Origin of the sequence: Nocardioides sp. LML1-1-1.1 (genome assembly GCF_040676175.1) — a bacterium.
Lineage (GTDB): Bacteria > Actinomycetota > Actinomycetes > Propionibacteriales > Nocardioidaceae > Nocardioides.
Window position 1 is genome coordinate 59,357 of record NZ_JBEGHK010000005.1, and the last position, 21,642, is coordinate 80,998.

22 protein-coding genes are annotated in these 21,642 nt (G+C 71.2%); 13 read left to right on the plus strand and 9 right to left on the minus strand.

What is annotated here, in order from left to right; genetic code table 11:
* Window positions 1-10 precede the first annotated feature (10 nt).
* Genes MRBLML1_RS17535 through erpA form a run of 3 tightly spaced genes read left to right on the plus strand, consistent with a single transcriptional unit; the run spans window position 11 to window position 2,079 of the window.
* Window positions 11-481, plus strand: a complete 471-nt coding sequence (locus tag MRBLML1_RS17535) for a DUF4334 domain-containing protein (RefSeq protein WP_364518325.1) — start codon at window positions 11-13, stop codon at window positions 479-481.
* Window positions 478-1,605, plus strand: a complete 1,128-nt coding sequence (locus MRBLML1_RS17540) for an alcohol dehydrogenase catalytic domain-containing protein (protein ID WP_364518327.1) — start codon at window positions 478-480, stop codon at window positions 1,603-1,605. The genes MRBLML1_RS17535 and MRBLML1_RS17540 overlap by 4 nt, the downstream gene beginning before the upstream one ends.
* A gap of 57 nt (window positions 1,606-1,662) precedes the next feature.
* Window positions 1,663-2,079, plus strand: a complete 417-nt coding sequence (gene erpA, locus MRBLML1_RS17545) for an iron-sulfur cluster insertion protein ErpA (RefSeq protein ID WP_364518329.1) — start codon at window positions 1,663-1,665, stop codon at window positions 2,077-2,079.
* A gap of 98 nt (window positions 2,080-2,177) precedes the next feature.
* Here erpA and MRBLML1_RS17550 read toward each other — a convergent pair whose 3' ends face one another.
* Window positions 2,178-2,390 carry a hypothetical protein gene (locus MRBLML1_RS17550; protein WP_364518331.1) on the minus strand — a complete coding sequence of 71 codons (213 nt, stop codon included), beginning with the start codon at window positions 2,388-2,390 and terminating at the stop codon, window positions 2,178-2,180.
* 141 nt (window positions 2,391-2,531) lie between these two features.
* On the opposite strand from MRBLML1_RS17550, the gene MRBLML1_RS17555 reads away from it, so the two are divergent.
* Window positions 2,532-3,464, plus strand: coding sequence for a carbohydrate kinase family protein (locus MRBLML1_RS17555; RefSeq protein ID WP_414691276.1), 933 nt, complete (start codon window positions 2,532-2,534; stop codon window positions 3,462-3,464).
* A gap of 1 nt (window position 3,465) precedes the next feature.
* Here the strand turns inward: MRBLML1_RS17555 and MRBLML1_RS17560 are convergent, their stop codons facing one another.
* Together MRBLML1_RS17560 and MRBLML1_RS17565 are read right to left on the minus strand one after the other, a co-directional pair.
* Window positions 3,466-3,690 carry a sulfurtransferase TusA family protein gene (locus MRBLML1_RS17560; protein WP_364518335.1) on the minus strand — a complete coding sequence of 75 codons (225 nt, stop codon included), beginning with the start codon at window positions 3,688-3,690 and terminating at the stop codon, window positions 3,466-3,468.
* Window positions 3,687-4,802 carry a cysteine desulfurase family protein gene (locus MRBLML1_RS17565; RefSeq protein ID WP_364518337.1) on the minus strand — a complete coding sequence of 372 codons (1,116 nt, stop codon included), beginning with the start codon at window positions 4,800-4,802 and terminating at the stop codon, window positions 3,687-3,689. The genes MRBLML1_RS17560 and MRBLML1_RS17565 overlap by 4 nt, the downstream gene beginning before the upstream one ends.
* 126 nt (window positions 4,803-4,928) lie before the next feature.
* On the opposite strand from MRBLML1_RS17565, the gene coxB reads away from it, so the two are divergent.
* From coxB to MRBLML1_RS17585, 4 genes are all read left to right on the plus strand, one after another.
* Window positions 4,929-5,804: a cytochrome c oxidase subunit II gene (coxB, locus tag MRBLML1_RS17570; RefSeq protein WP_364518339.1), complete on the plus strand. Its 876-nt coding sequence runs from the start codon at window positions 4,929-4,931 to the stop codon at window positions 5,802-5,804.
* 65 nt (window positions 5,805-5,869) lie between these two features.
* Window positions 5,870-7,489 carry a cytochrome c oxidase subunit I gene (gene ctaD, locus MRBLML1_RS17575; protein WP_364518953.1) on the plus strand — a complete coding sequence of 540 codons (1,620 nt, stop codon included), beginning with the start codon at window positions 5,870-5,872 and terminating at the stop codon, window positions 7,487-7,489.
* Window positions 7,489-7,905 carry a cytochrome c oxidase subunit 4 gene (locus MRBLML1_RS17580; protein WP_364518341.1) on the plus strand — a complete coding sequence of 139 codons (417 nt, stop codon included), beginning with the start codon at window positions 7,489-7,491 and terminating at the stop codon, window positions 7,903-7,905. The genes ctaD and MRBLML1_RS17580 overlap by 1 nt, the downstream gene beginning before the upstream one ends.
* A gap of 123 nt (window positions 7,906-8,028) precedes the next feature.
* Window positions 8,029-9,234, plus strand: a complete 1,206-nt coding sequence (locus MRBLML1_RS17585; RefSeq protein WP_364518343.1) for a L,D-transpeptidase — start codon at window positions 8,029-8,031, stop codon at window positions 9,232-9,234.
* Window positions 9,235-9,760: 526 nt separating this feature from the next.
* Here MRBLML1_RS17585 and MRBLML1_RS17590 read toward each other — a convergent pair.
* The 4 genes from MRBLML1_RS17590 to MRBLML1_RS17605 all read right to left on the minus strand — a co-directional run bounded on the left by MRBLML1_RS17590 (window position 9,761) and on the right by MRBLML1_RS17605 (window position 14,144).
* Window positions 9,761-11,464 carry a cytochrome b gene (locus tag MRBLML1_RS17590; protein ID WP_364518345.1) on the minus strand — a complete coding sequence of 568 codons (1,704 nt, stop codon included), beginning with the start codon at window positions 11,462-11,464 and terminating at the stop codon, window positions 9,761-9,763.
* A gap of 1 nt (window position 11,465) precedes the next feature.
* On the minus strand, window positions 11,466-12,566 hold the full coding sequence (locus MRBLML1_RS17595) for a ubiquinol-cytochrome c reductase iron-sulfur subunit (protein ID WP_364518347.1): 1,101 nt from the start codon (window positions 12,564-12,566) through the stop codon (window positions 11,466-11,468).
* Window positions 12,563-13,465, minus strand: a complete 903-nt coding sequence (locus MRBLML1_RS17600) for a cytochrome c (RefSeq protein ID WP_364518349.1) — start codon at window positions 13,463-13,465, stop codon at window positions 12,563-12,565. Before MRBLML1_RS17600 ends, MRBLML1_RS17595 begins: the two co-directional genes overlap by 4 nt.
* 73 nt (window positions 13,466-13,538) lie before the next feature.
* Entirely contained in the window at window positions 13,539-14,144 is a 606-nt protein-coding gene (locus tag MRBLML1_RS17605) for a cytochrome c oxidase subunit 3 (RefSeq protein WP_364518955.1), read from the minus strand.
* A gap of 162 nt (window positions 14,145-14,306) precedes the next feature.
* Here MRBLML1_RS17605 and MRBLML1_RS17610 point away from each other — a divergent pair, with 162 nt between their 5' ends.
* The 4 genes from MRBLML1_RS17610 to MRBLML1_RS17625 all read left to right on the plus strand — a co-directional run bounded on the left by MRBLML1_RS17610 (window position 14,307) and on the right by MRBLML1_RS17625 (window position 19,195).
* On the plus strand, window positions 14,307-15,236 hold the full coding sequence (locus tag MRBLML1_RS17610) for a cytochrome c oxidase assembly protein (RefSeq protein WP_364518351.1): 930 nt from the start codon (window positions 14,307-14,309) through the stop codon (window positions 15,234-15,236).
* An 11-nt stretch (window positions 15,237-15,247) separates the two neighbouring features.
* Entirely contained in the window at window positions 15,248-15,649 is a 402-nt protein-coding gene (locus MRBLML1_RS17615; RefSeq protein ID WP_364518353.1) for a hypothetical protein, read from the plus strand.
* Window positions 15,646-16,671 carry an anthranilate phosphoribosyltransferase gene (gene trpD / locus MRBLML1_RS17620; RefSeq protein WP_364518355.1) on the plus strand — a complete coding sequence of 342 codons (1,026 nt, stop codon included), beginning with the start codon at window positions 15,646-15,648 and terminating at the stop codon, window positions 16,669-16,671. The genes MRBLML1_RS17615 and trpD overlap by 4 nt, the downstream gene beginning before the upstream one ends.
* Before the next feature lie 148 nt (window positions 16,672-16,819).
* Window positions 16,820-19,195 carry a hypothetical protein gene (locus MRBLML1_RS17625; RefSeq protein ID WP_364518357.1) on the plus strand — a complete coding sequence of 792 codons (2,376 nt, stop codon included), beginning with the start codon at window positions 16,820-16,822 and terminating at the stop codon, window positions 19,193-19,195.
* 28 nt (window positions 19,196-19,223) lie between these two features.
* Here MRBLML1_RS17625 and MRBLML1_RS17630 read toward each other — a convergent pair whose 3' ends face one another.
* Both MRBLML1_RS17630 and MRBLML1_RS17635 read right to left on the minus strand, forming a co-directional pair.
* Window positions 19,224-19,502 carry an Lrp/AsnC family transcriptional regulator gene (locus MRBLML1_RS17630; RefSeq protein WP_056892772.1) on the minus strand — a complete coding sequence of 93 codons (279 nt, stop codon included), beginning with the start codon at window positions 19,500-19,502 and terminating at the stop codon, window positions 19,224-19,226.
* Window positions 19,499-21,226 (minus strand): DEDD exonuclease domain-containing protein, encoded by a 1,728-nt coding sequence (locus tag MRBLML1_RS17635; protein ID WP_364518359.1) that lies wholly within the window; start codon window positions 21,224-21,226, stop codon window positions 19,499-19,501. Before MRBLML1_RS17635 ends, MRBLML1_RS17630 begins: the two co-directional genes overlap by 4 nt.
* 143 nt (window positions 21,227-21,369) lie before the next feature.
* Here MRBLML1_RS17635 and MRBLML1_RS17640 point away from each other — a divergent pair, with 143 nt between their 5' ends.
* Window positions 21,370-21,576 carry a hypothetical protein gene (locus MRBLML1_RS17640; RefSeq protein WP_364518361.1) on the plus strand — a complete coding sequence of 69 codons (207 nt, stop codon included), beginning with the start codon at window positions 21,370-21,372 and terminating at the stop codon, window positions 21,574-21,576.
* Window positions 21,577-21,642: the final 66 nt, after the last annotated feature.

Sequence of the window (21,642 nt, forward strand, 5' to 3'; positions counted from 1 at the left end):
GATTGACCGCGTGACCGACACCAGGCAGCGCTTCGACGACCTCCGGCGGGCCGAGCACGCCGATCCGACCGACCTCGACGCCCTCTGGGCCGACCTCGCCGTCGTGGAGGTCGACGAGATCCTGGGCGCCTGGCGCGGCGGCGACTTCGCCACCGGCCACCTGGCCAGCACGGTGCTGGAGAAGGTGCGCTGGCACGGCAAGCGCTTCGACGGCCCGCTCGCCGCCGTACCGCTGGTGTGCCGCGACGAGGACGGCGCGCTCTACTCGAACCTGAAGGCCGGTGGCGGGGGAGAGGCCTCGCTGTGGCCGGTCGGCTTCCGCGGCGAGGTCACCGCGACGATGGTCTACGACAGGATGCCGGTCCTCGACCACTTCAAGAAGGTCGACGGCGACACCTTGATGGGGATCATGGACGGCAAGCTGGAGGCGGCCTTCGGCGTCGCCGACCTCTACTACTTCTGGCTGGAGCGCGAGGCATGAGGACCACGGTCGTCCTCGTCGAGGAGCCGGGCGCGGACTTCACCTTCGCCGAGGTCGAGCTCGACGAGCCGCGCGCCGACGAGGTGCTGGTCCGGATCGTCGCCACCGGCCTGTGCCACACCGACCTCACCGTCCCGACCATGCTGCCGGCCGAGATGATGCCGACCGTCGTGGGCCACGAGGGCACCGGCGTCGTCGAGCAGGTGGGCGCGGACGTCAACGGCATCGAGGTCGGGGACCACGTCGTGCTGTCCTTCCGCTCCTGCCGCGCCTGCGGGCCCTGCCAGGCCGGCGACGTGGGCTACTGCGAGCAGTCGTTGCTGCTCAACTACATGGGCATGCGCGCCGACGGCTCCACGACCATGAAGCGGCGCCGGGACGATGGGGAGAGCCAGACCGTCTTCGGCAGCTTCTTCGGCCAGTCCAGCCTCGCCCGCCACGCCCTCGCCTACGCCGACAACTGCGTGGTCGTCGACAAGGGGCTCGACCTGACCCGGCTGGCCCCCTTCGCCTGCGGCTTCCAGACCGGGGCCGGCACCGTCCTCAACGTGCTCGACCCGGCCGCCGACGAGCCGATCGTGGTCTTCGGCGCCGGCGCGGTCGGTCTGGCCGCGGTGGCCGCGGCCCGGGGTGCCGGCGTGGAGACGGTCGTGGTCGTCGACCCGGTCCCCGCGCGGCGCGCCGTCGCCGAGGAGTACGGCGCCGCCGTGCTCGATCCCGCCGCCGACCCGGGCGAGTCGGGCGGCTCGGTGGAGGAGCGGGTCAAGGCGCTCACCGGTGGTGGCGCGGCGTACGCCATCGACACCACGGCGATCCCCGCGGTGGTCCTCCAGGCCCAGCACTCCCTGCGGGCGCGCGGCCTGCTTGTCGCGCTCGGCCTCGGCGCGCCGGAGTACACCATCGACGCGATCGACCTGCTCCAGTCCGGCAAGATCGTGCGCTCCTCGATCGAGGGGGAGGCCGACCCGCTGCGCACCATCCCCGAGCTGGTCGCGCTGCGCGAGGCGGGCCGCTTCGACGTGGACCACCTCGTCACGACGTACCCCTTCGAGAGGATCGCCGACGCCGTGGCGGACGCCGCGGCCGGTGTCGTGGTCAAGCCCGTGCTCGTCTGGGGGGAATAACCGGGTCTGTGCGACCATTGGACTGTCGAACACCGACCTGACACACCTGGAGTGAGCATGAGCGACAGCTGCTGCGGAGGCGGCCACAGCCACGAGGCCCCCGGCGCGACCACGACCGTCGCGACGCCGGTGGACCTGGAGCGCCGTGAGGACCAGATCAACCTGAGCCCGGTGGCGGCCACGAAGGTGAAGAGCCTGCTCGAGCAGGAGGGCCGCGACGACCTGGCCCTGCGGATCTCGGTGCAGCCCGGTGGCTGCTCGGGCCTGCGCTACCAGCTCTTCTTCGACGAGCGCACCCTGGACGGCGACGTCGTCACCGACTTCGACGGCGTGGGCGTCGTCGTGGACCGGATGAGCGTCCCCTACCTCAACGGTGCGGTCATCGACTTCGTCGACACCATCGAGAAGCAGGGCTTCACCATCGACAACCCGAACGCGACGGGTTCGTGCGCGTGCGGCGACTCGTTCCACTGAGCGTCGAGTAGGGGTTTTCGGACCCCCGAAATGTCAGGAACGCCCGGGAGATCCCGGGCGTTCCTGACATTTCGGGGGTCCGAAAACCCCTACTCGACCTAGTCGAGGTGGAGGTGGAGGGCGTTGGCCAGCCGCTGCGCAGCCTCGGAGATCTGGATCTCCCGCTTGCCGGTCTCCCGGGGCTGGTCGTCGAAGTGGATGCTGGGCGCGGGCCGGGTGGCCCGGACGGCGGCCTGCTCGAGCCGCCGGCTCACCGCCTCGCAGTCGGCGTGCAGGTCGCGGGGGGTGGCGATCTCCTCGTACGGCGTCATGTCTTCGACGCTAGGCGTTACCGCGGGGTAGAACCATCCGTACTTGCCAGTAAGGCCGTGTCGTCTCGGTTAATGTTCCGTGTCGTGACTGCACCCACGGGCTCCCTCCTCATCGCCGGCTCGATCGCGACCGACCACCTGATGACCTTCGGCGGCAAGTTCGCCGACTCCCTGGTGGTCGACCAGCTCGACAAGCTGTCGGTGTCCTTCCTGGTCAACGACCTCGAGATCCGCCGCGGCGGCGTCGCGCCGAACATGTGCTTCGGCCTGGCCCGGCTCGGCCTGCGCCCGGTGCTGGTCGGTGCGGCCGGCGAGGACTTCGCCGACTACCGCTCCTGGCTGGAGCGCAACGGCGTCGACTGCGACTCCGTGCACATCTCCGAGTCCAAGCACACCGCCCGCTTCGTGTGCACCACCGACACCACGATGGCCCAGTTCGCCTCCTTCTACCCGGGCGCGATGAGCGAGGCCAACCAGATCGAGCTCGCCCCCATCGTCGAGCGGGTCGGCGCACCGACGTACGTCCTCATCGGGGCCGACGACCCGGACGCGATGAAGCGGCACACCGAGGAGTGCCGCCAGCGCGGCTACGCCTTCATCGCCGACTGCTCCCAGCAGCTCGCCTTCGCCGAGGGCGACCTGATCCGCGACCTGATCGAGGGCGCGGCGATCCTGTTCTCCAACGAGTACGAGTCGCACGTCATCGAGAAGAAGACCGGCTGGAGCGCCGAGGAGGTCCTCTCCAAGGTCGGCATCCAGGTCACCACGCTCGGCAAGGACGGCGTCCGGGTCACCTCGAACGACGGCACCTCCTTCGAGGTCGCCGCCGCCAAGGACGTCGCGGCCGTCGAGCCGACCGGCGTCGGCGACGCCTTCCGCGGCGGCTTCCTCGCCGCGCTGTCCTGGGGCACCTCGCTGGAGCGGGCCGCCCAGGTCGGCTGCGTGCTCGCGGCCTACGTCGTGGAGACGGTCGGCACCCAGGAGTACGACTTCACCCACGAGCAGTTCGTCGAGCGGGTCCGGGTCTCCTACGGCGACGAGGCCGGCGACGAGATCGCCAAGCACCTGGGCTGACTCAGCCCAGCCGCCGTACGACGTAGCGGGGGGCGCCGTCCGCGGCGCGCTCCTCCCCGACGTACTCCTGCCCGCGCATCCGGCACCAGGCCGGGACGTCGTACCGGGCGGCGGGATCGTGGGCGACCACCGCGAGGAGGTCGCCCACGGCCACGTCCGGCAGCGCCCTCGCCAGCTCGATGATCGGGCGCGGGCAGGGCAGGTCGCGGCAGTCGAGCTCGATCACAGTCCGGCCCTCGCCCGGATCTCGCCGACGACCGCGCCGAGCGCGGCGCAGAGGGCGTCGACCTGGGAGTCGGTGGTGTCGCGGGCCAGCGAGACCCGCACGTTGCCGTGGGTGAGCGCCCCCATCGCGGCCAGCACGTGGCTGGGCTCCAGGGTGGAGGCCGTGCAGGCCGAGCCGCTCGCCACGCCGAAGCCGCGCGCGGCCAGCGCCGCGACGATCTCGTCCCCGGCGACGTAGAGCGCGGAGAAGGTCACCAGGTGGGGGAGCCGCTCGGTGGGGTGGCCGACCACCTCCACGTCGGGCAGCGCCGCCGCGGCCGCCCGGATCCGCTCGACCTGGGCGTGCTGGCGCGCGGCGACCTGCTCGCGCTCGCCGAGGACCGCCTGCAGCGCGGCCGCAGCCGCCAGGGCGCCCGGGACGTCGGGGAAGCCGGGCTGGTCGAGGCCGTCGTCGCCGGGGAACGGGGTGGTCCAGCGGGTCCCGCGGCGCACCGCGAGCACGCCGACGCCGGCCGGCCCGCCCCACTTGTGCGCGGACGCGGTGAGCGCGTCCCAGCGGCGGGGGAGCGGCACGTGGCCCAGGGCGGCGGCCGCGTCCACCAGCAGCGGTACGCCGGCCGGCAGCTCGACGGCGTCCACCGGCTGCCGCGTGCCGACCTCCTGGTTGGCGGCCTGGAGCGCCACCGCGCCCACCCGCGGGTCGGCCGCCGCCGCGGCCAGCGCGGCGAGGTCGACCACGCCGTCGGCGTCGACCGCGACCGAGGCGTGCGCGGGGGACTCGCGCCACTGCGCGGCGTGCAGCACCGCGGAGTGCTCGACCGCACTGTGGACGATCCCGTCCCGGCCCGTGGCCGCCGTGAGGCCCAGCAGGCCCCGGTGCACCGCCTCGGTGCCCGAGGAGGTGAAGCCCACCTCGTCGGGGTGAGCGCCGAGCGCCTCGGCCACCACCGCCCGGGCGTTGTCGAGGAGCAGTCGGGCGTCGCGGCCGGGGCCGTGCAGGCGCCGCGGGTCGGCGTACCCCCGGTCGAGGGCGGCCAGCAGGGTCTCCCGCGCCGCCGGGTGGAGGCGTGCCGAGGAGGCGCTGTCGAGGTAGACCTCGGGGGTGCTGCTCACGCCAGCACGATACGGCCCGGGCCGGCCGGGGCGGCGTACGCCCGAAACACCGACCCCGCGCGGCGGTCGGGGTCGCTCTCCGCTAGTGTTCGCAGTAGTTCTGACCCTCGAGAGGAAGGCTCGTTCGTGGGCTGGTGGCACCCCGAGCGTTCGCGGGCGAAGCGGCGTTTCCGTCGCACGATCCCGCTCGCCGGATTCGTCGTACTCGCGGCCGCGTTGTCCGGTTGCTCGACCGACACCCAGTGGGAGCGGTTCGGCATGCCGGAGATCACGACCGTGCAAGGCATGCACATCCTGCACCTGTGGCAGGGCGCCTGGATCGCCGCGCTGGTCACCGGTGTGATCACGTGGGCGCTCATCATCGGCGTCCCGATCTACTTCCGTCGTCGCAGCGACGACGAGGTCCCGGTGCAGACGCGCTACAACCTGCCGATCGAGATCTTCTACACGATCTTCCCGGTCATCATGGTCGTCGCCTTCTTCTCGCACACGGTGCGGGTGCAGAACATCGCGCTCGAGCACGTGGACAACCCGGACGTGGTGGTCAAGGTCGTCGGCCAGAAGTGGCAGTGGACCTTCAACTACCCCGACTCCGAGGCGGCAGGGGGCAAGAACATCTACATCAACAGCACCGGCGGTGACGACATCCCGCAGCTGGTGCTGCCGGTCGACCAGACCATCGAGTTCGACCTCTACAGCCCCGACGTGATCCACGACTTCGGCATCCCGGCGTTCGCCATGCGGATGGACGTCGTGCCGGGCAACGACAACTCCTACCAGGTCACGCCGACCGAGACCGGCACCTACGACGGCAAGTGCTACGAGCTGTGCGGTGCCTACCACTCGCGGATGCTCTTCACCGTCAAGGTCGTCTCGCAGAGCGACTACGACGCCTTCCTGGCCAAGCTCGCCGCCGACCCCGACCACGTCTCCGACGGCCCGGTCGAGGGTGGTCGCTACTCCGAGCACCTGATCAACGACGACGAGGAGGGTCACGAGTGACCACGCTCGCTCGCAACGCGGACCTCTCGGAGCGCAAGCCTCTCGGCAAGCTCCTCGTCCGCGCGATGACGACGACCGACCACAAGCTGATCGGCAACCTGTACTTCGGCACCGCGATGGCCTGGTTCATCGCGGCCGGCATCATGGCCCTGCTGATCCGCTCCGAGCTCGCCTACCCGGGCAGCCAGCTGGTCAACGAGGAGCTCTACAACCAGCTCTTCACCATGCACGGCACGATCATGCTGCTGCTGTTCGCGACGCCGCTGTTCTTCGGCTTCGGCAACGCGATCATGCCGCTGCAGATCGGTGCGCCCGACGTGGCGTTCCCGCGCCTGAACATGTTCAGCTACTGGCTCTACCTGTTCGGCGGCCTCATCGCCGGCGCCGGCTTCCTCACCCCGCAGGGTGCGGCCTCGTTCGGCTGGTTCGCCTACACGCCGCTGTCGGACTCGGTCAACAGCCCCGGCGTCGGTGGCGACCTGTGGATCATGGGCCTGTGGATGGGTGGTCTCGGCACCATCCTCGGTGCGGTCAACTTCATCACCACGATCATCTGCATGCGTGCCCCCGGCATGACCATGTTCCGGATGCCGATCTTCGTCTGGACCGTGCTGATCACCGCGATCCTGGTCCTGGTGGCCTTCCCGATCCTCGCCGGCGCACTGCTCTCGCTCGAGGCCGACCGACAACTGGGCGCCCACGTCTTCGACACCTCACACGGTGGCGCGATCCTGTGGCAGCACCTGTTCTGGTTCTTCGGGCACCCCGAGGTCTACATCATCGCCCTGCCGTTCTTCGGGATCATCTCCGAGATCCTGCCGGTCTTCAGCCGCAAGCCGATCTTCGGCTACATCGGCCTCGTCGGCGCGACCCTCGGCATCGCGATCCTCTCGGTGGCCGTGTGGGCGCACCACATGTTCGTCACCGGAGCGGTCAACCTGGCGTTCTTCTCCGGCATGACGTTCCTGATCGCCGTACCGACAGGCGTGAAGTTCTTCAACTGGATCGGCACGATGTGGGGCGGATCAGTGCGCATGGACACACCCATGCTCTGGTCGATCGGCTTCCTCACCACCTTCCTCTTCGGTGGCCTGACCGGCATCATCCTGGCCAGCCCGCCGCTCGACTTCCACGTCTCCGACTCCTACTTCGTGGTGGCGCACTTCCACTACACGGTGTTCGGCACGGTGGTGTTCGCGATGTTCGCCGGCTTCTACTTCTGGTGGCCCAAGCTCACCGGACGGATGCTCGACGAGCGGCTCGGCAAGATCCACTTCTGGCTGCTGTTCATCGGCTTCCACACCACCTTCCTCATCCAGCACTGGCTGGGCATCGAGGGCATGCCGCGTCGCTACGCGGACTACCTGCCGGGTGACAACTGGGAGTTCATGAACCAGGTCTCGACGATCGGCGCCTTCATCCTGGCGTCCTCGCTGCTGCCCTTCTTCTACAACGTCTACGTCTCCCGCAAGGGCCCGCTCGTCAACACCGACGACCCGTGGGGCTGGGGCCGGTCGCTGGAGTGGGCCACGAGCTGCCCGCCGCCGCGCCACAACTTCCACTCGATCCCGCGCATCCGCTCGGAGTCGCCCGCGTTCGACCTCCACCACCCGGAGATCGCCGCCATCGAGATGTACGACGAGCCGGTCGCCGCGGGCGCCGGTGCCAAGGAGGTCGACGCCTGATGAAGATCGAGGCATGGATCTTCGGTGTGACCACGATCTTCCTGGTCCTGGTCAGCCCCGCCTACTGGTTCATCACCGACGCCGGTGACTCCGGCGCCGACTGGACCGGCACCTCGGCCCTGGTCATGACCACGCTGCTCTGCGCGATGGTCACCGCCTACCTCGGCGTGCACGCCCAGAAGATGGACCTGCGCCCCGAGGACCGCAAGGACGGCGAGATCGCGGAGGGTGCCGGCGAGCTCGGCTTCTTCCCGCCGTACTCCTGGTGGCCGCTGTGGTGCGCGCTGACGCTCGGCGTCATCGTGTTCTCCGTCGCGGTGCTCGCCTGGTGGCTGATGATCATCGGCTTCGTGCTCGGCGCCCTGGCCGTCACCGGCTGGATCTTCGAGTACTACCGCGGCGACTACGCCCACTGAGGTCTGATCGGCGAGCGTGGCTCCGCCACGCTGCCGGCCTGTCGGCGGTGTCACACCACAGGTGTGACACCGCCGACGCGCTTCCGGCGAGGTTTCTGGGGAGCCGGCAGGTACGATTTGTCGGTGTTCACCACCTTCCGTCGCTCCCGCCTCGTGCGTGGCGCCGCTGTCCTCTCGGTCCTGGCAGTGGCAGCCTCCGGCTGCGACGGCTCCGGTTTCACTCCCGGTGGCGGGGGTGGTGACGACAGCCCCGAGACCACGGCTGCGGCCGTCGTCAAGGCCAAGGTCACCGCGAACGTCACGGCCGGCGCGACCGGCGTACCGGTCAACACGGTGCTCAAGGTCGCGGCCGCCGACGGCACGCTGACCTCGGTCACGGTGTCCTCCAAGGCCGGTGCGGTGCCCGGCAGGATCGTCGGCGGCGAGCGCTGGGTCGCCGGAGCGCGCCTCGAGCCCGGTGCCCGCTACCGGATCCGTGCGGTCGCCACGAGCTCGGACGGCTCCACCGTCGAGAGCCTGACCCCGTTCACCACGCAGGCGCTCGGCCTCGACCAGCAGACCTACCCCTCGGTCGCCCCGCTGCAGGGCGAGACCGTCGGTGTCGGCATGCCGGTGATCGTGCACTTCGACGTGCCGGTCACCAACAAGGCGGCGTTCGAGCGCAACATGAAGGTCACCGCCACGCCCGCCCAGGCCGGCTCCTGGCGTTGGGTGAGCGACCACGAGGCGCACTGGCGCCCGCAGGCGTACTGGAAGGCCGGCACCAAGGTGCACGTCGCCGTCGACGTCAACAGCGTCCCGGCCGGCAACGGCGTCTTCGGCCAGGAGGACCGCGAGCTCGACTTCAAGATCGGCGACGCGCACATCTACAAGGTCAACGCCAAGACCCACCAGATGAAGGTCTTCTCCAACGGCAAGCTGCTGCGCACCCTGCCGATCACCACCGGCAAGGAGGGCTTCACCACCCGCTCCGGCGTGAAGGTGATCATGGAGAAGTTCGCCACCAAGCGGATGAACTCCGAGACCGTCGGCATCGCCCGCGGCTCCTCCGAGGCCTACGACATCGACGACGTCCGCTGGGCGATGCGCCTGACGAGCTCCGGCGAGTTCATCCACGCCGCCCCGTGGTCGGTCGGCTCCCAGGGCGTCGCCAACGTCTCCCACGGCTGCACCGGCATGAGCACGGAGAACGCTGGCTGGCTCTACTCCATGTCCCGCCGCGGCGACGTCGTCCAGTACGTCGGCACCACCCGCCCGATGGAGCCCGACAACGGCTACGGCGACTGGAACATCTCCTGGGCCGACTACCAGGCGGCCTCGGCTCTCTGAGCCCCACCAGCGCGACAGGAAGCCCCGCTCCGGCGGGGCTTCCTGTATTTCGGGTACCCGGACGCTGGAGCGGTCTGCCGGGCCGTCTCCGGCGCCTCCCCGGTGGGGCCCCTCGGCGGCTTCGACGGGGACCCCGTCGTCGGCGTCCACCCGAGCGCGCGACGGGCTCTCGTCTCGCGACGCCGACGCCACCCCGAGGCGCCGGCGAGAGGCCCCACCGCCCGGCGCCGGAGACGGCCCGGCAGACGGCGAGGGCGACCGCGCCCTGCGGACGGGGGCGGGGCGCCGCAGGCGCCGTACGGGGACGGCCTCCCGCCGGCGCCTCGGGGTGCCACCGGCGTCGGGCGGCAGGTCCCCCGTCCCGCAGGTGGGTGGACGCCGGTGGCGGGGTCCCCGTCGAAGCCGCCGGGAGGCCGTCCCGGGAGGCGCCGGAGGCGTTCCGCCCCCACCCAGGAGGCCCACCAACGCCCGGAAATGCGAAGGGCGCCGCTCCCGGTGGGGGAGCGGCGCCCTTCGGCTGCCGGGATCAGTGCTCGGTCGGACCGTGACGGTTCGGGCCGGCGGCGATCTGCGACTCGAGCTCGTGGAGCTCGTGCTCGGCGTGGTGCTGCGCGTCGTGCAGCTCCTCGGCGGTGGGCTTCTGCACGTTGTCCGCGTAGAAGAGCGCCTGGAGCTTGGCCCGCAGCTTGCGGACCCGCACCTGGCGGCCCGCCAGGCCCGAGGCCTCGATCTCCTCGACCGTCTCCGGCTCGGGGTCCCGGTCGCGGGCGGTGAGCGTGTAGGCCTTGGCCTCGGGGAGGGGCAGGTGCTTCTCGGCGTACCCACCCTCCGGCGAACGGACCAAGACACCCGACTCGTAGCCGTGGAGCAGCTTCTCCTCGTCGTGACGCTGCAGCGAGATGCACCAGCGACGCGTGATGATGAAGGCGATCACCGGTCCGATGAACACCGCACCGCGCATGAAGTAGGTGATCTGGTTGATGCTCAGGTGCAGCTTGATCGCGATGATGTCGTTGCCGCCCGCGGCCCAGGACAGGCCGTAGAAGGTCATCAGCGCGACCATGATGGCCGTCCGGGTCGGGGCGTTGCGGGGACGCTGGAGCAGGTGGTGCTCCCGCTTGTCCCCGGTGATCCACGACTCGATGAACGGCAGCGCGATCAGGATCATCAGCATCAGCGGCGGCATCACGAGGATCGGGATCATCACGTTCCACGACAAGGTGATGCCGAAGATGTGTGTCTCCCAGGCCGGGATGATGCGGAGCAGGCCGTCGGGCCAGCCCATGTACCAGTCGGGCTGGGAGCCCGCGGTGACCTTGGACGGGTCGTAGGGGCCGTACTTCCACACCGCGTTGATCGAGAACAGGCCACCCAGCAGGGTGATCACGCCGAACACGATGAAGAAGAAGCCACCGGCCTTGGCCATGTAGACCGGGAGCATCGGGTAGCCGACGACGTTCTCCTCGGTGCGGCCGGGCCCAGGCCACTGCGTGTGCTTGTGGTAGACGAGCAGCAGCATGTGGGCGGCGACCAGGCCGAGCAGGATGCCGGGGATCAGCAGGATGTGCATGACGTAGAACCGCGGGATGATCGCGTCACCCGGGAACTCGCCGCCGAAGAGGAAGAACGACATGTAGCTGCCGACCACGGGGGAGGCCTTCATGAAGCCGTCCGCGGCCCGGACGCCGGTGCCGGAGAGCAGGTCGTCGGGCAGCGAGTAGCCGGTGAAGCCCTCGATGGTGCCCAGCAGCAGGAGCAGGCAGCCGATGACCCAGTTGAGCTCGCGGGGCTTGCGGAAGGCGCCGGTGAAGTAGACGCGCATCATGTGGATCATCATCGAGGCGATGAAGATCATGGCGGCCCAGTGGTGCATCTGCCGCATGAGCAGGCCACCGCGTACGTCGAAGGAGATCTCCATCGTCGAGGCGAACGCCGAGGACATCTCCCGGCCGCGCGCCGGGTCGTAGGAGCCGTTGTAGTGGACCTCGGTCATGCTCGGGTCGAACCAGAGCGTGAGGAAGACACCGGTCAGCAGCAGGACGACGAAGGACCACAGCGCGATCTCGCCGAGCATGAAGGACCAGTGGTCCGGGAAGACCTTGCGCAGGTTCTTCTTCATCGCCGTGCCGAGGCCCAGGCGCTCGTCGGCCCAGTTGGCGATGGCGCCGGCCCGCTGCGCGCCCTTGGTGGGCGCGGGGGTGGTGCCGTTGGTCGTGGCGACCTGGCTCATGTCACCAACGGTCATAGTAGTCACGCTCCCAGAAGCTCGGGCCGACCGGCTCGTCGAAGTCGCTCTGCGCGACCAGGTAGCCCTGCTCGTCCACGGCGATCGGCAGCTGCGGCAGCGGCCGGCCGGCGGGGCCGAACACGACCTTGCCGGAGTCGGCGAGGTCGAAGGTGGACTGGTGGCACGGGCAGAGCAGGTGGTGGGTGGTCCGCTCGTTGAGCGAGATCGGGCAACCCACGTGGGTGCAGATCTTGGAGTAGGCGACGATCCCGTCGACGGTCCAGTTCTCCCGGCTCTTGCCCTCGGCGTCCTTGCCGGGCTTGATGTCACCGGGGTTCATCCGCAGCAGGATCAGCGACGCCTTGGACTTGTGGATCTGGAGGTTGACGCCCTCGACCTCGGTGGGGTCGATGTCGTAGCGCTCGGGGTTCTTCAGCGCGTCCGGCTGGCAGTTGACCAGGTCGCCGATCTCGAGGTCGGAGGCCAGGATCGGCGTCCAGATCTCGTCGCGCACGATGCGCATCGGCTTGTCCTTGAGGCCCTTGCCCCAGATCGTGTGGTAGAGCTTGTCGCCCGGCAGCGGGCCGAGGTCGCGCAGCATGACGACCGCCGGCAGGCCGAGCAGGCCGACCGCGCCGAGCAGCGAGTTGCGGATCAGCGGACGACGGCCGATGCCGGACTCCTCCAGGCCCGCGGAGAGCGCCTGGAGGGTGCCCTCGCGGTCCTCGTCGGAGGAGCGGGCCGGGTGGCGCAGCTCGCTGATCTCGTGGTCGCCCATCAGCTTGCGGGCCCAGTGGATGATGCCGACACCGATCAGCAGCAGCGCGAGGCCCAGCGTGAAGCCGAGCGCCATCGTGGAGGCGCCGAAGCCGAAGACGACGTGCCAGTTGTCGCCGATGTCGAGGGTGAAGTAGGCGACCAGGAACAGGACCACGCAGACGGCCGAGAGGCCGAACAGGGTGGCCACCTGGCGCTCGGCGCGCTTCTCCTTGGCCGGGTCGACGTCGGTCGGTCGCCACTGGTGCTCCGGGAGGCCCGGGTCGGCGATCGGCTCGACGGGCACGAGCTCGTGCCCGGTCGGGTCGGGGGTGTGTGCGTCGCTCACGCTGCCGCCTCGTCCTTCTTCTTGCTCGAGCGGGTCGTGTGGGCCGCGATCCAGACCGCGAAGCCCACCAGGAGGCCGATGCCGCCGACCCAGGCGATGATGCCCTCACTGACGGGGCCCAGGCTGCCCAGCGTGAAGCCGCTGTAGCTCGGGGCCTTGTCGAGGGTCTCCAGGTAGGCGATGACGGCCTTCTTGTCCTCCGGCGGGATGTTGCCGTCGGAGAAGGTGTCCATCGACTGCGGGCCGGTCAGCATGGCCTCATAGATGTGCTTCGAGTCGACGCCGCGGATCTTGGGCGCGAAGCCGCCGCGCGGCATGGCGCCGCCGGAGCCCTCGAAGTTGTGGCACGCGGTGCAGTTGGCGAGGAAGATCTGGCCGCCGCGGGTCACCAGGATCTCGCGGTCCTGGTCGTCCTCCTTGCCGTCGCCGTTGAGGTCGCCGGGGCGCTCGCTGTCGTAGAGCTCGGCGTCGGGGATGGCGGGGCCGGTGCCCAGCGAGCCGACGTACGCCGAGAGCGCGGCGATCTCGTCCTTGGTGTAGACGACCTCCTTGCGCGGCACCTGCGTGCCGGGCTGCGCCATCGGCATGCGGCCGGTGCCGACCTGGAAGTCGACAGCGGCCTCGCCGACGTCGGTCAGCGCGGGGCCGTACTGCGAGCCGCCCTGGGTGAGCACACCCTGGCCGTTGGCGCCGTGGCAGAAGGCGCAGCCGACGAGGAAGAGCTCGCGGCCCTGCTTGACCAGCTCCTCCTGGTCGGCCTTGGAGTCGGCCTGGGCCGGCGCGAAGGCGGCGTAGAGGCCACCGGTCAGCAGCAGGCCGAGCAGCAGGACGACGAGGCCCGCGACGGGGCCACGACGGTGCCGCGAGAGGCGACCGGCGGAGCGGTTGAGGAGTCGCACAATCAGTCCTTCAGGTCCTGGCAGGAACAGTTCGGAGCGGGGTGGGGGATCGGATTTCCCATGGCGCGCCTCGTCACTTGATCAGGTAGATCGTCGCGAACAGACCGATCCAGACCACGTCGACGAAGTGCCAGTAGTAGGACACGACGATCGCGCTGACCGCCTGTTCGTGGGTGAACCGGCGCGCGACGTAGGTGCGGCCGAGGACGAAGAGGAAGGCGATCAGGCCGCCGGTCACGTGGATCCCGTGGAAGCCGGTGGTGAGGTAGAACATCGTCCCGTAGCCGTCGTGCGGGATGGTGACGCCCTCGTGGATCAGCTCGGCGTACTCCAGCGCCTGGCCGCCGACGAAGATCGCGCCCATGACGTAGGTCAGGATGAACCACTCGCGCAGGCCCCACTTGCCGACCTGCAGCAGCGAGCCGGAGCGACCGACCTGGCCGCGCTCGGCCGCGAACACGCCGAACTGGCAGGTGAACGAGGACAGCACCAGGATCGTGGTGTTGATGCTCGCGAACGGGACGTTCAGCAGGTCGGTGTTCTCCGCCCACATCTCCGGCGAGACCGACCGGATCGTGAAGTAGGACGCGAACAGCGCCGCGAAGAACATGAGCTCGCTGGACAGCCAGATGATGGTGCCGACGGCGACCATGCTGGGTCGGTCGTGCTGGCCGTGCAGGCGCGAGGCCGGGAGAGATGCCGAAGCTTGGATCGCCACGGTCGCCATTATGGCGGTTCCCGTCGGTGACGGCATCTCGACCCCCCGTTATGGGCTCCTACCAGGCGGGACCTAGGCTCGATCGGGTCCGGATCGGGTCCGATCCGGGTCGAGGAGGTGCCGGTGGGGCTCGTGGTGACGGCCGCGGTCGAGAACCTGCCCCGCTTCGACGCGGGCGCGTTCTTCACGCAGTGGGGGATCGCCCCGCTGCCGCTGGTGGCGACCGTGTGGGCCACCGGCCTGTACGTGCTCGGCGTGGTCGTGCTGCGCCGCCGCGGCGACAGCTGGCCGGTCGGCCGGTCGATCGCCTGGGGCGTGGGGATGCTGGCGTTCTACGTCGCGACCTCGTCCGGCCTGGCGGCGTACGACACGGTGCTGCTGAGCGTGCACATGGTCCAGCACATGGTGCTGTCGATGGTCGTGCCGCTCTCGCTCGCGCTGGGCGCACCGGTCACCCTCGCCCTGCGCACCCTGCCCGGCTCGCCGCGCCGCTGGCTGCTCGCCCTGCTGCACTCCCGGCTGGCGAAGGTGCTGGGCTTCCCGCCGCTCGCTTTCGGGCTCTACGTGCTCTCGCCCTGGGCCCTCTACTTCTCCGGCTGGTACGACGCGTCGCTGCGCTCGACGTACGTCCACGAGATGATGCACGTCCACCTCGTCGTCGTCGGCGCCCTCTTCTTCTGGCCGATCGTGGGCGTCGACCCGCTGCCCGGCCGGGTCGCGCACCCCTTCCGGGTGCTGCTGACGGTGATGACGCTGCCCTTCCACGCCTTCCTGGGCGTGACGATCATGGGGCAGAAGACCCTGCTCGGCGGGGACTGGTACCCCGCCCTGCACGACGGGCCGATGGGCGCCTGGCTCCCCGACCCCTACGACGACCAGAAGCTCGCCGGCGGGATCCTGTGGGGCGCGGGCGACCTGGTCGGGGTCGTCTTCTTCGTGGTCCTCTTCGTCCAGTGGGTGCGTTCGTCGATGAAGGAGGCCGAGCGCGAGGACCGGCGGCTCGACCGGCTGGAGGCGCGTGCCCGGGCGGCGCGGGAGCAGCCGCAGGAGTAACATCGCGCGACGTGAGCTCTCCGAAGTCTCTGAAGGTGCTCGTCTACAGCGACGACGTGCACACCCGCGAGCAGGTCATCCTGGCGCTGGGCCGTCGCCCGCACCCGGACCTGCCGGAGCTGGAGTACGTCGAGGTGGCCACCGAGCCGGTCGTCATCCAGCACATGGACGCGGGCTACCTCGCGCTCGCGATCCTCGACGGCGAGGCCGTGCCGGCCGGCGGGATGGGCATCGCCAAGCAGCTCAAGGACGAGATCTACGACTGCCCGCCGCTGCTGGTGCTCACCGGCCGGCCTCAGGACGCGTGGCTGGCGACGTGGTCGCGCGCGGACGCCGCCGTTCCGCACCCGTTGGACCCGATCCAGCTCGCCGAGGCGGTCGTCTCGCTGCTGCGCTCCCGCGTCCCGGCGTGAGCACCTGGCCCGACGTCCTCGGTGCGCTCGTCGCCGGGGAGGACCTGACGCCTGCCCAGGCGAGCTGGGCGATGGGGGAGGTCCTCGCCGGCGAGGCGACGCCGGCCCAGATCGCCGGCTTCGCGGTGGCGCTGCGTGCCAAGGGTGAGACGATCGAGGAGCTGACCGGCCTGGTCGCGGCGATGTACGACGTGATGACGCCGATCTCGGTGCCCGGCCGCCTGCTCGACGTGGTCGGCACGGGCGGGGACCGCTCGTTCTCGGTCAACATCTCCACGATGTCGGCCATCGTCGCCGCCGGTGCCGGCGCGCGCGTGGTCAAGCACGGCAACCGCTCGGCGTCCTCGCAGGCCGGCACCGCCGACGTGCTGGAGGCGCTCGGCGTGCGCCTGGACCTGCCGGCCGAGCGGGTCGCCGAGGTCGCCGCGGAGGCGGGGATCACCTTCTGCTTCGCCGCCGCCTTCCACCCGGCGCTGCGGCACGCCGCCGTGCCGCGCCGCGAGCTGGGCATCGGCACCGCCTTCAACGTCCTCGGCCCGCTCGCCAACCCGACGAAGCCGGCCGCGCAGGCGATCGGCTGCGCCGACCCGCGGCTGGCGCCGGTGATGGCCGGTGTCTTCGCCGCGCGCGGTGTCGACGCGTGGGTGTTCCGCGGCGACGACGGCCTCGACGAGCTGACGACGACGACCACCTCCTCGCTGTGGGTGGTCCACGGCGGCGAGGTCACCACCGAGACGGTCGACCCGGCCGCGCTCGGGCTGGCCCCGGCGAGCGCCGAGGACCTGCGCGGCGGCGACGCGCAGCACAACGCGGGCGTCGTACGACGGCTGCTGGAGGGCGCGACGGGCCCGGTCCGCGACGCGGTGCTCCTCAACGCCGGCGCCGCGCTCGCGGTCTACGACGCCCCGGGCGAGCCGGTCTCGGACGCGCTGGCCGCCGGCATCGCGCGGGCGGGCGAGGCGATCGACTCCGGCGCCGCCCAGGCCACCCTCGACCGCTGGGTGAAGGCCGCCTCCGCCTGAACCCCTCGGTGCTAGTCCGAAAGGACTAGCGGGTGTGCCCGGAAACCGCTCCCGGCGTGCCCACGCCGGCGGTTAGCGTGCCGGGACCGGTCAGAGGGACCCCGCTCGGTTGCGGAGCTGATCCGGTCTTCCGGGAGGGATCGTGGGGATGCGTCGTGCCGTGCTGTCGACCGTGGTGACGGTCGTGGGGGGATCGGTGCTGGTGGCCCTGCCACCGGCCGCGCCCGCGTCCGCCGACGTGGATCCCGCGGCCGCGGGGTCCGCGCTGGACCTGCCGGCGGGGGTGAGCGTCACCGCCACCTCCGGCGACCCGCGCAGTCGTGCGGTCGCCGACGCGACCCTGGACCCGACGGTCGCGTTCAACGACTTCCCCAGCAGGGGGAGCAGCTACCTGATGCTCTCCACGGGTGACGCCTCGCAGGTCTTCGAGGGGGTGCCCACCTCGCAGCTGAGCACCGACTTCGGTGACGACGGCGCGCCGGACGCCTCGTCGGTGACGCTCACCGTCGCCGGCGGCACGCCCAACGCGGGCTGCCTGTTCGTCGACTTCGCGCTCGGCACGGAGGAGAAGCTGGGCTACACCGCGGGGACCCCCGACGACAAGGTGACCATCGTCAAGGACGGCGTCGACTACGCCGTCAACGCCGGCGCCGGCTACTTCAGCCAGGACGACCCGGACACGACGAAGTCGCCGGACTGGCCGGAGGACGCGGCGCCGCACTACGAGGTCTACCAGCTCGGCTACTGGCACCGGCCCGGCGACCCGCTGGACCCGGTCCCCGGCACCGCCGAGGAGCCGCGCCTGCCCGCGGTCACCGGCCTCAACAACCTCACCACCCGCGACACGGCGCGGATCCCGCTCAGCGGCGGGAGCGACCAGCAGGTCGTCATCACCGTCACGGACGCGCCCGAGAGCCTCAACGGCGACCTCGACTCGGTGGCCTTCCTCGACAACGTCCGGCTCGGCGCGAGCTGCGGCAACGGCACCGGGGTCGAGCCCAAGCCGGAGAACCAGGAGTCCCCGACGGCGTGCTGCGGCGTCATCCGCGGCATCCGCGGCGTCGGCAACGCGCTCGTCTACGACCCGATCCCGGCCACCGAGGCCGTCGAGATGTACGACGCCCCGGGCGTCGAGGCCAACGGCTGGCGCTCGCCCTCGGGCTCGCGGGTGGAGCTGCGCTTCCGCTGGTACCGGGCCTCACCGACGTACCGCAACACCGGGAGCATGAAGTCCTGGAGCGCCATCCCGGGCGCCGACCGGCAGTCCTACGTGCCGACCTCGGTCGACCGCGGAAAGGTGCTCATCGTGCTGGTCACCGGGGTGGTCGACGGCCGGCGCTACGAGACCTTCCCGTCGACGAACAACGCGGCGACCTGGTACGTCACGCTCGCCATCGACCTCGGCACCTTCGTGCAGGGCGAGGCGCCGGTGATCCGCGGGCCCGAGGACGGCACCGCCTCGGTCGGGGAGACCCTGACCGCGCAGATCGGCAACACCGTGCCGCGCCAGGACACCTACGAGTGGCAGTGGTTCGCCAAGAACCCCGGCACCGCGGGCAACGGCGTCGCCATCCCCGGCGCCAACGCCCAGTCGATCACCCTCGCGGAGGCGCAGGCCGGCAAGGTGCTCACCGTGCGGGCCACGGCCAAGCGGGACCAGTTCGCCGAGAAGATCTGGTACAGCCAGTCCTACGCGCCGATCCTCTACGAGACCTGGGCCGGCAAGGGCACGCCCACCATCACCTCCGACGGCAGCCCGTCGGTGGGCGAGGAGCTGGGCGTGGCGCCGGGCACGTGGACGCCCACGCCCACGTCGTACAGCTATCAGTGGCGGCGCAACGGCGTCGTCATCTCCGGCGCCGTCGCGGGCAGCTACACGATCAAGGCCGCCGACGCCGGCGCCTCGCTCACCGTCGACGTCTCCGGGGTCCGGGCCGGCTACGCCCAGGCGCCGGTCACCTCGGCCGCGCTCGTGCCCCTCGGCCAGCCGATGACCGGCGCCCCGGTCACCATCACCGGCACGGCCAAGGTCGGCACCCGGCTGCGCGGCATCGCCGACGACTGGTCGCCGGTCGGCTCCACCCTCACCTTCCAGTGGTACGTCGGCAGCCGGCTCGCGCAGAGCGGGTCCAGCCGCTACTTCGTCGTCCCGGCGACCGCGGCCGGCCAACGGGTGGTGCTGCGGGTGACCGGTCAGCGCACCGGCTACTCGCCGCTGACCCGGGTCGCCACGACCGGCGTCGTGGCCCGGGGCACGCTGACGACCGGCAGCGCGCGGATCTACGGCACGCCGCGGGTCGGCGTGACGCTGCGGGCGCAGGTGAGCGGCTGGGGTCCGTCCCCGGTCGTCGTCTCCTACCGCTGGCGGATCGGCACCGCCTACGTCACCGGCGCGGCCGGCACCCGCAGCTATCTCAAGCTGCCGGCGCGAGCCCGCGGCAAGCGGGTCACCCTGGTGGTCACGCTGCGCAAGAGCGGCTACAACACCGTCGTGCGGGCGGTCGCCACCGGCGTCGTGCGCTGAGCGCGCGGCCCGGCGGTCCCGCCCGGTCTCAGTCGAGGCCGAGCGAGAACGCCGCCTCCAGGTCGTGGCGGGAGTAGGCCCGGTAGGCGATGTGGGTCTCGGTGTCGACGACCCCGTCGACCTTGTTGAGCCGGTCGGAGACCACCGTGGCGATGTCCTCGTGGTTCTTGACCCGGACCAGCGCGATGAGGTCGATCTGGCCGGTGACCGAGTAGACCTCGCTGACGCCGTCGAGCGCGGCGATGGCGGCGGCGACCTCGGGGATCCGCGCGGTCTCGGCCTGGACGAACACGATGGCGGTGATCATGGGGCCACCCTAGTGAGCGACGCCGCCGCGAGCACCGGCACGTGCCGGGCCGCTCCGCCGACCGGGCAGGTCCACTCGCCGACCACGTCGACCAGGCGCACGCCGGGCGCCTCCAGCCAGCGCAGGATGCGCTCGGTCTCCTCAGCCGTCGCGGCGGGCGTGGGCCCCAGCGCCGGCACGACGGTCTCCGCCGAGGCGCGCAGCGCCTCGACCCAGGCACGCGCGTCCGCGCCGGGCGGGATGTGCCCGGCGGCCGCCAGCCGGCCGTGGCGCACCACGTGCACCGCCCACCGGCCGTCGTCCTCGCGCCGGGTGGCGATCACCTCGGGGCAGCCGGTCAGCGCGGCCAGCCGCTGGGTGCGCGCCGCGCCGCGGATGAAGTCGGCGAGCCGGTCGCGGTGGTGCGCGGCCTCCTCGAAGCGCTCCTGCTCGGCCAGCGCGCTCATCCGGGCCTGGACCAGGTCGACCACGTCGTCGGGGCGGCGCAGCAGGGTGTCCTGGAGCTGGCGGACCACCGCGCCGTAGGACTGGGCGTCGACGCTGCCGTCGCAGGGCGCCAGGCAGCGGTGCATCTCGGCCAGGGCGCAGGGGGAGCGCGATGGTCGCCGCCCGAAGCGGTCGTTGCACTGACGGATCGGGAACACCTCGTGCAGCGCCTCCAGCGAGCTCTCCGCCCTGGCGCGGGAGGAGAACGGCCCGACGTAGTCGGCGTCGTCGTCGAGCACCCGCTTGACCAGGGACAGCCGGGGCCACGGCTCGCGGGTGAGCTTGAGCCAGGTGACCTTCTCCGGGTGCCGCGAGCGGCGGTTGTAGGGCGGCTTGTGCTCGGCGATCAGCCGCAGCTCACGCACCTCGGCCTCCAGCGGCGTGGCGCACTCGATGCCGGTCACCGAGGCGGCGAGCTGGACCATCTGGCCGATCCGGGTGCGCTTCTCCGAGGCGGTGAAGTAGGAGCGCACCCGGCGGCGCAGGTCGCGCGAGGTGCCGACGTAGAGGACCCGCTCGCGCTCGTCACGGAACAGGTAGACCCCCGGCGCGTGCGGCAGCGTGTCGGCGAGGTGCCGCTTGCGCCGCGAGGCCGAGGCGACCTTGGAGGAGTAGCCCTGCAGCTCCTCCAGGGTGTGCACGCCCAGCCCGCCGAGGCGCTCCATCAGCCCGTGCAGGACGTCGACCGTGGCCCGGGCGTCCTCGAGCGCGCGGTGGTTGGGTGTGGTGGAGGCCCGGAAGAGGCGCGCCAGCGAGGACAACTTGTGGTTGGGCGCCTCGTCCCGGCTGACCACGTGGCGGGCGAGCTTGACCGTGTCGAGCACCTCGAAGTCGGGCCAGACGATGTCGAGCTCGCTGGAGAAGTGCCGGAGGAAGCCCACGTCGAAGCGCGCGTTGTGGGCCACCAAGACGCTGCCGGCGGCGAACTCCAGGAACGAGGGGAGCGCGGCACGGATGGGCGGCGCGTCGGCGACCATGCCGTTGGTGATCCCGGTGAGCACGGCGATGAACGCCGGGATCGCGGTGTGCGGGTTGACCAGCGTCTGGAACTCGCCGAGCACCTCGCCGCCGCGGACCTTGACGGCACCGATCTCGGTGATCCGGTCGCCGTCGCCCACCGAGCCGCCGGTGGTCTCCAGGTCGACCACGCAGAAGGTGACCTCGCGCAGCGCCCGGCCCAGCTCCTCGAAGGAGCGCTGGTCCTCCCACCGGGCGGCGGAGGGGGCGGTCGAGGTCATGGGAGGACGGTAGGACGGACCTCCGACGCAATGGCGCAGGCGTCCCGGGACGGCTCCGTGGAAGGACCGCCGGAAAGGGCCCCGGCCCCGCTCCCGGGCCGCTCGGGGCATTTGTGTCGGACCCCCTTGGCACCGTGGTCCCCATGACGACGAGGATCGACTGCGACACCTGTGTGGTGCGGGGGCTCGCCTGCCACGACTGCGTGGTGACGGTGCTGCTGGGGCCCCCGCCCGAGCTGATGATCGACGACGAGGAGCTGCGCGCCCTCGACGCGCTGGCCGAGGGCGGGCTGGTGCCCCCGCTGCGGCTGGTGCGCCCGGTCAGCGCCCCGGAGGTGGAGTCGGCATGAGCGGATGACCGCCGCCCTCGGCCGGACGGGGCTCCTGGGGCAAGAGAGGCCGGTGGGGCCCGTGTG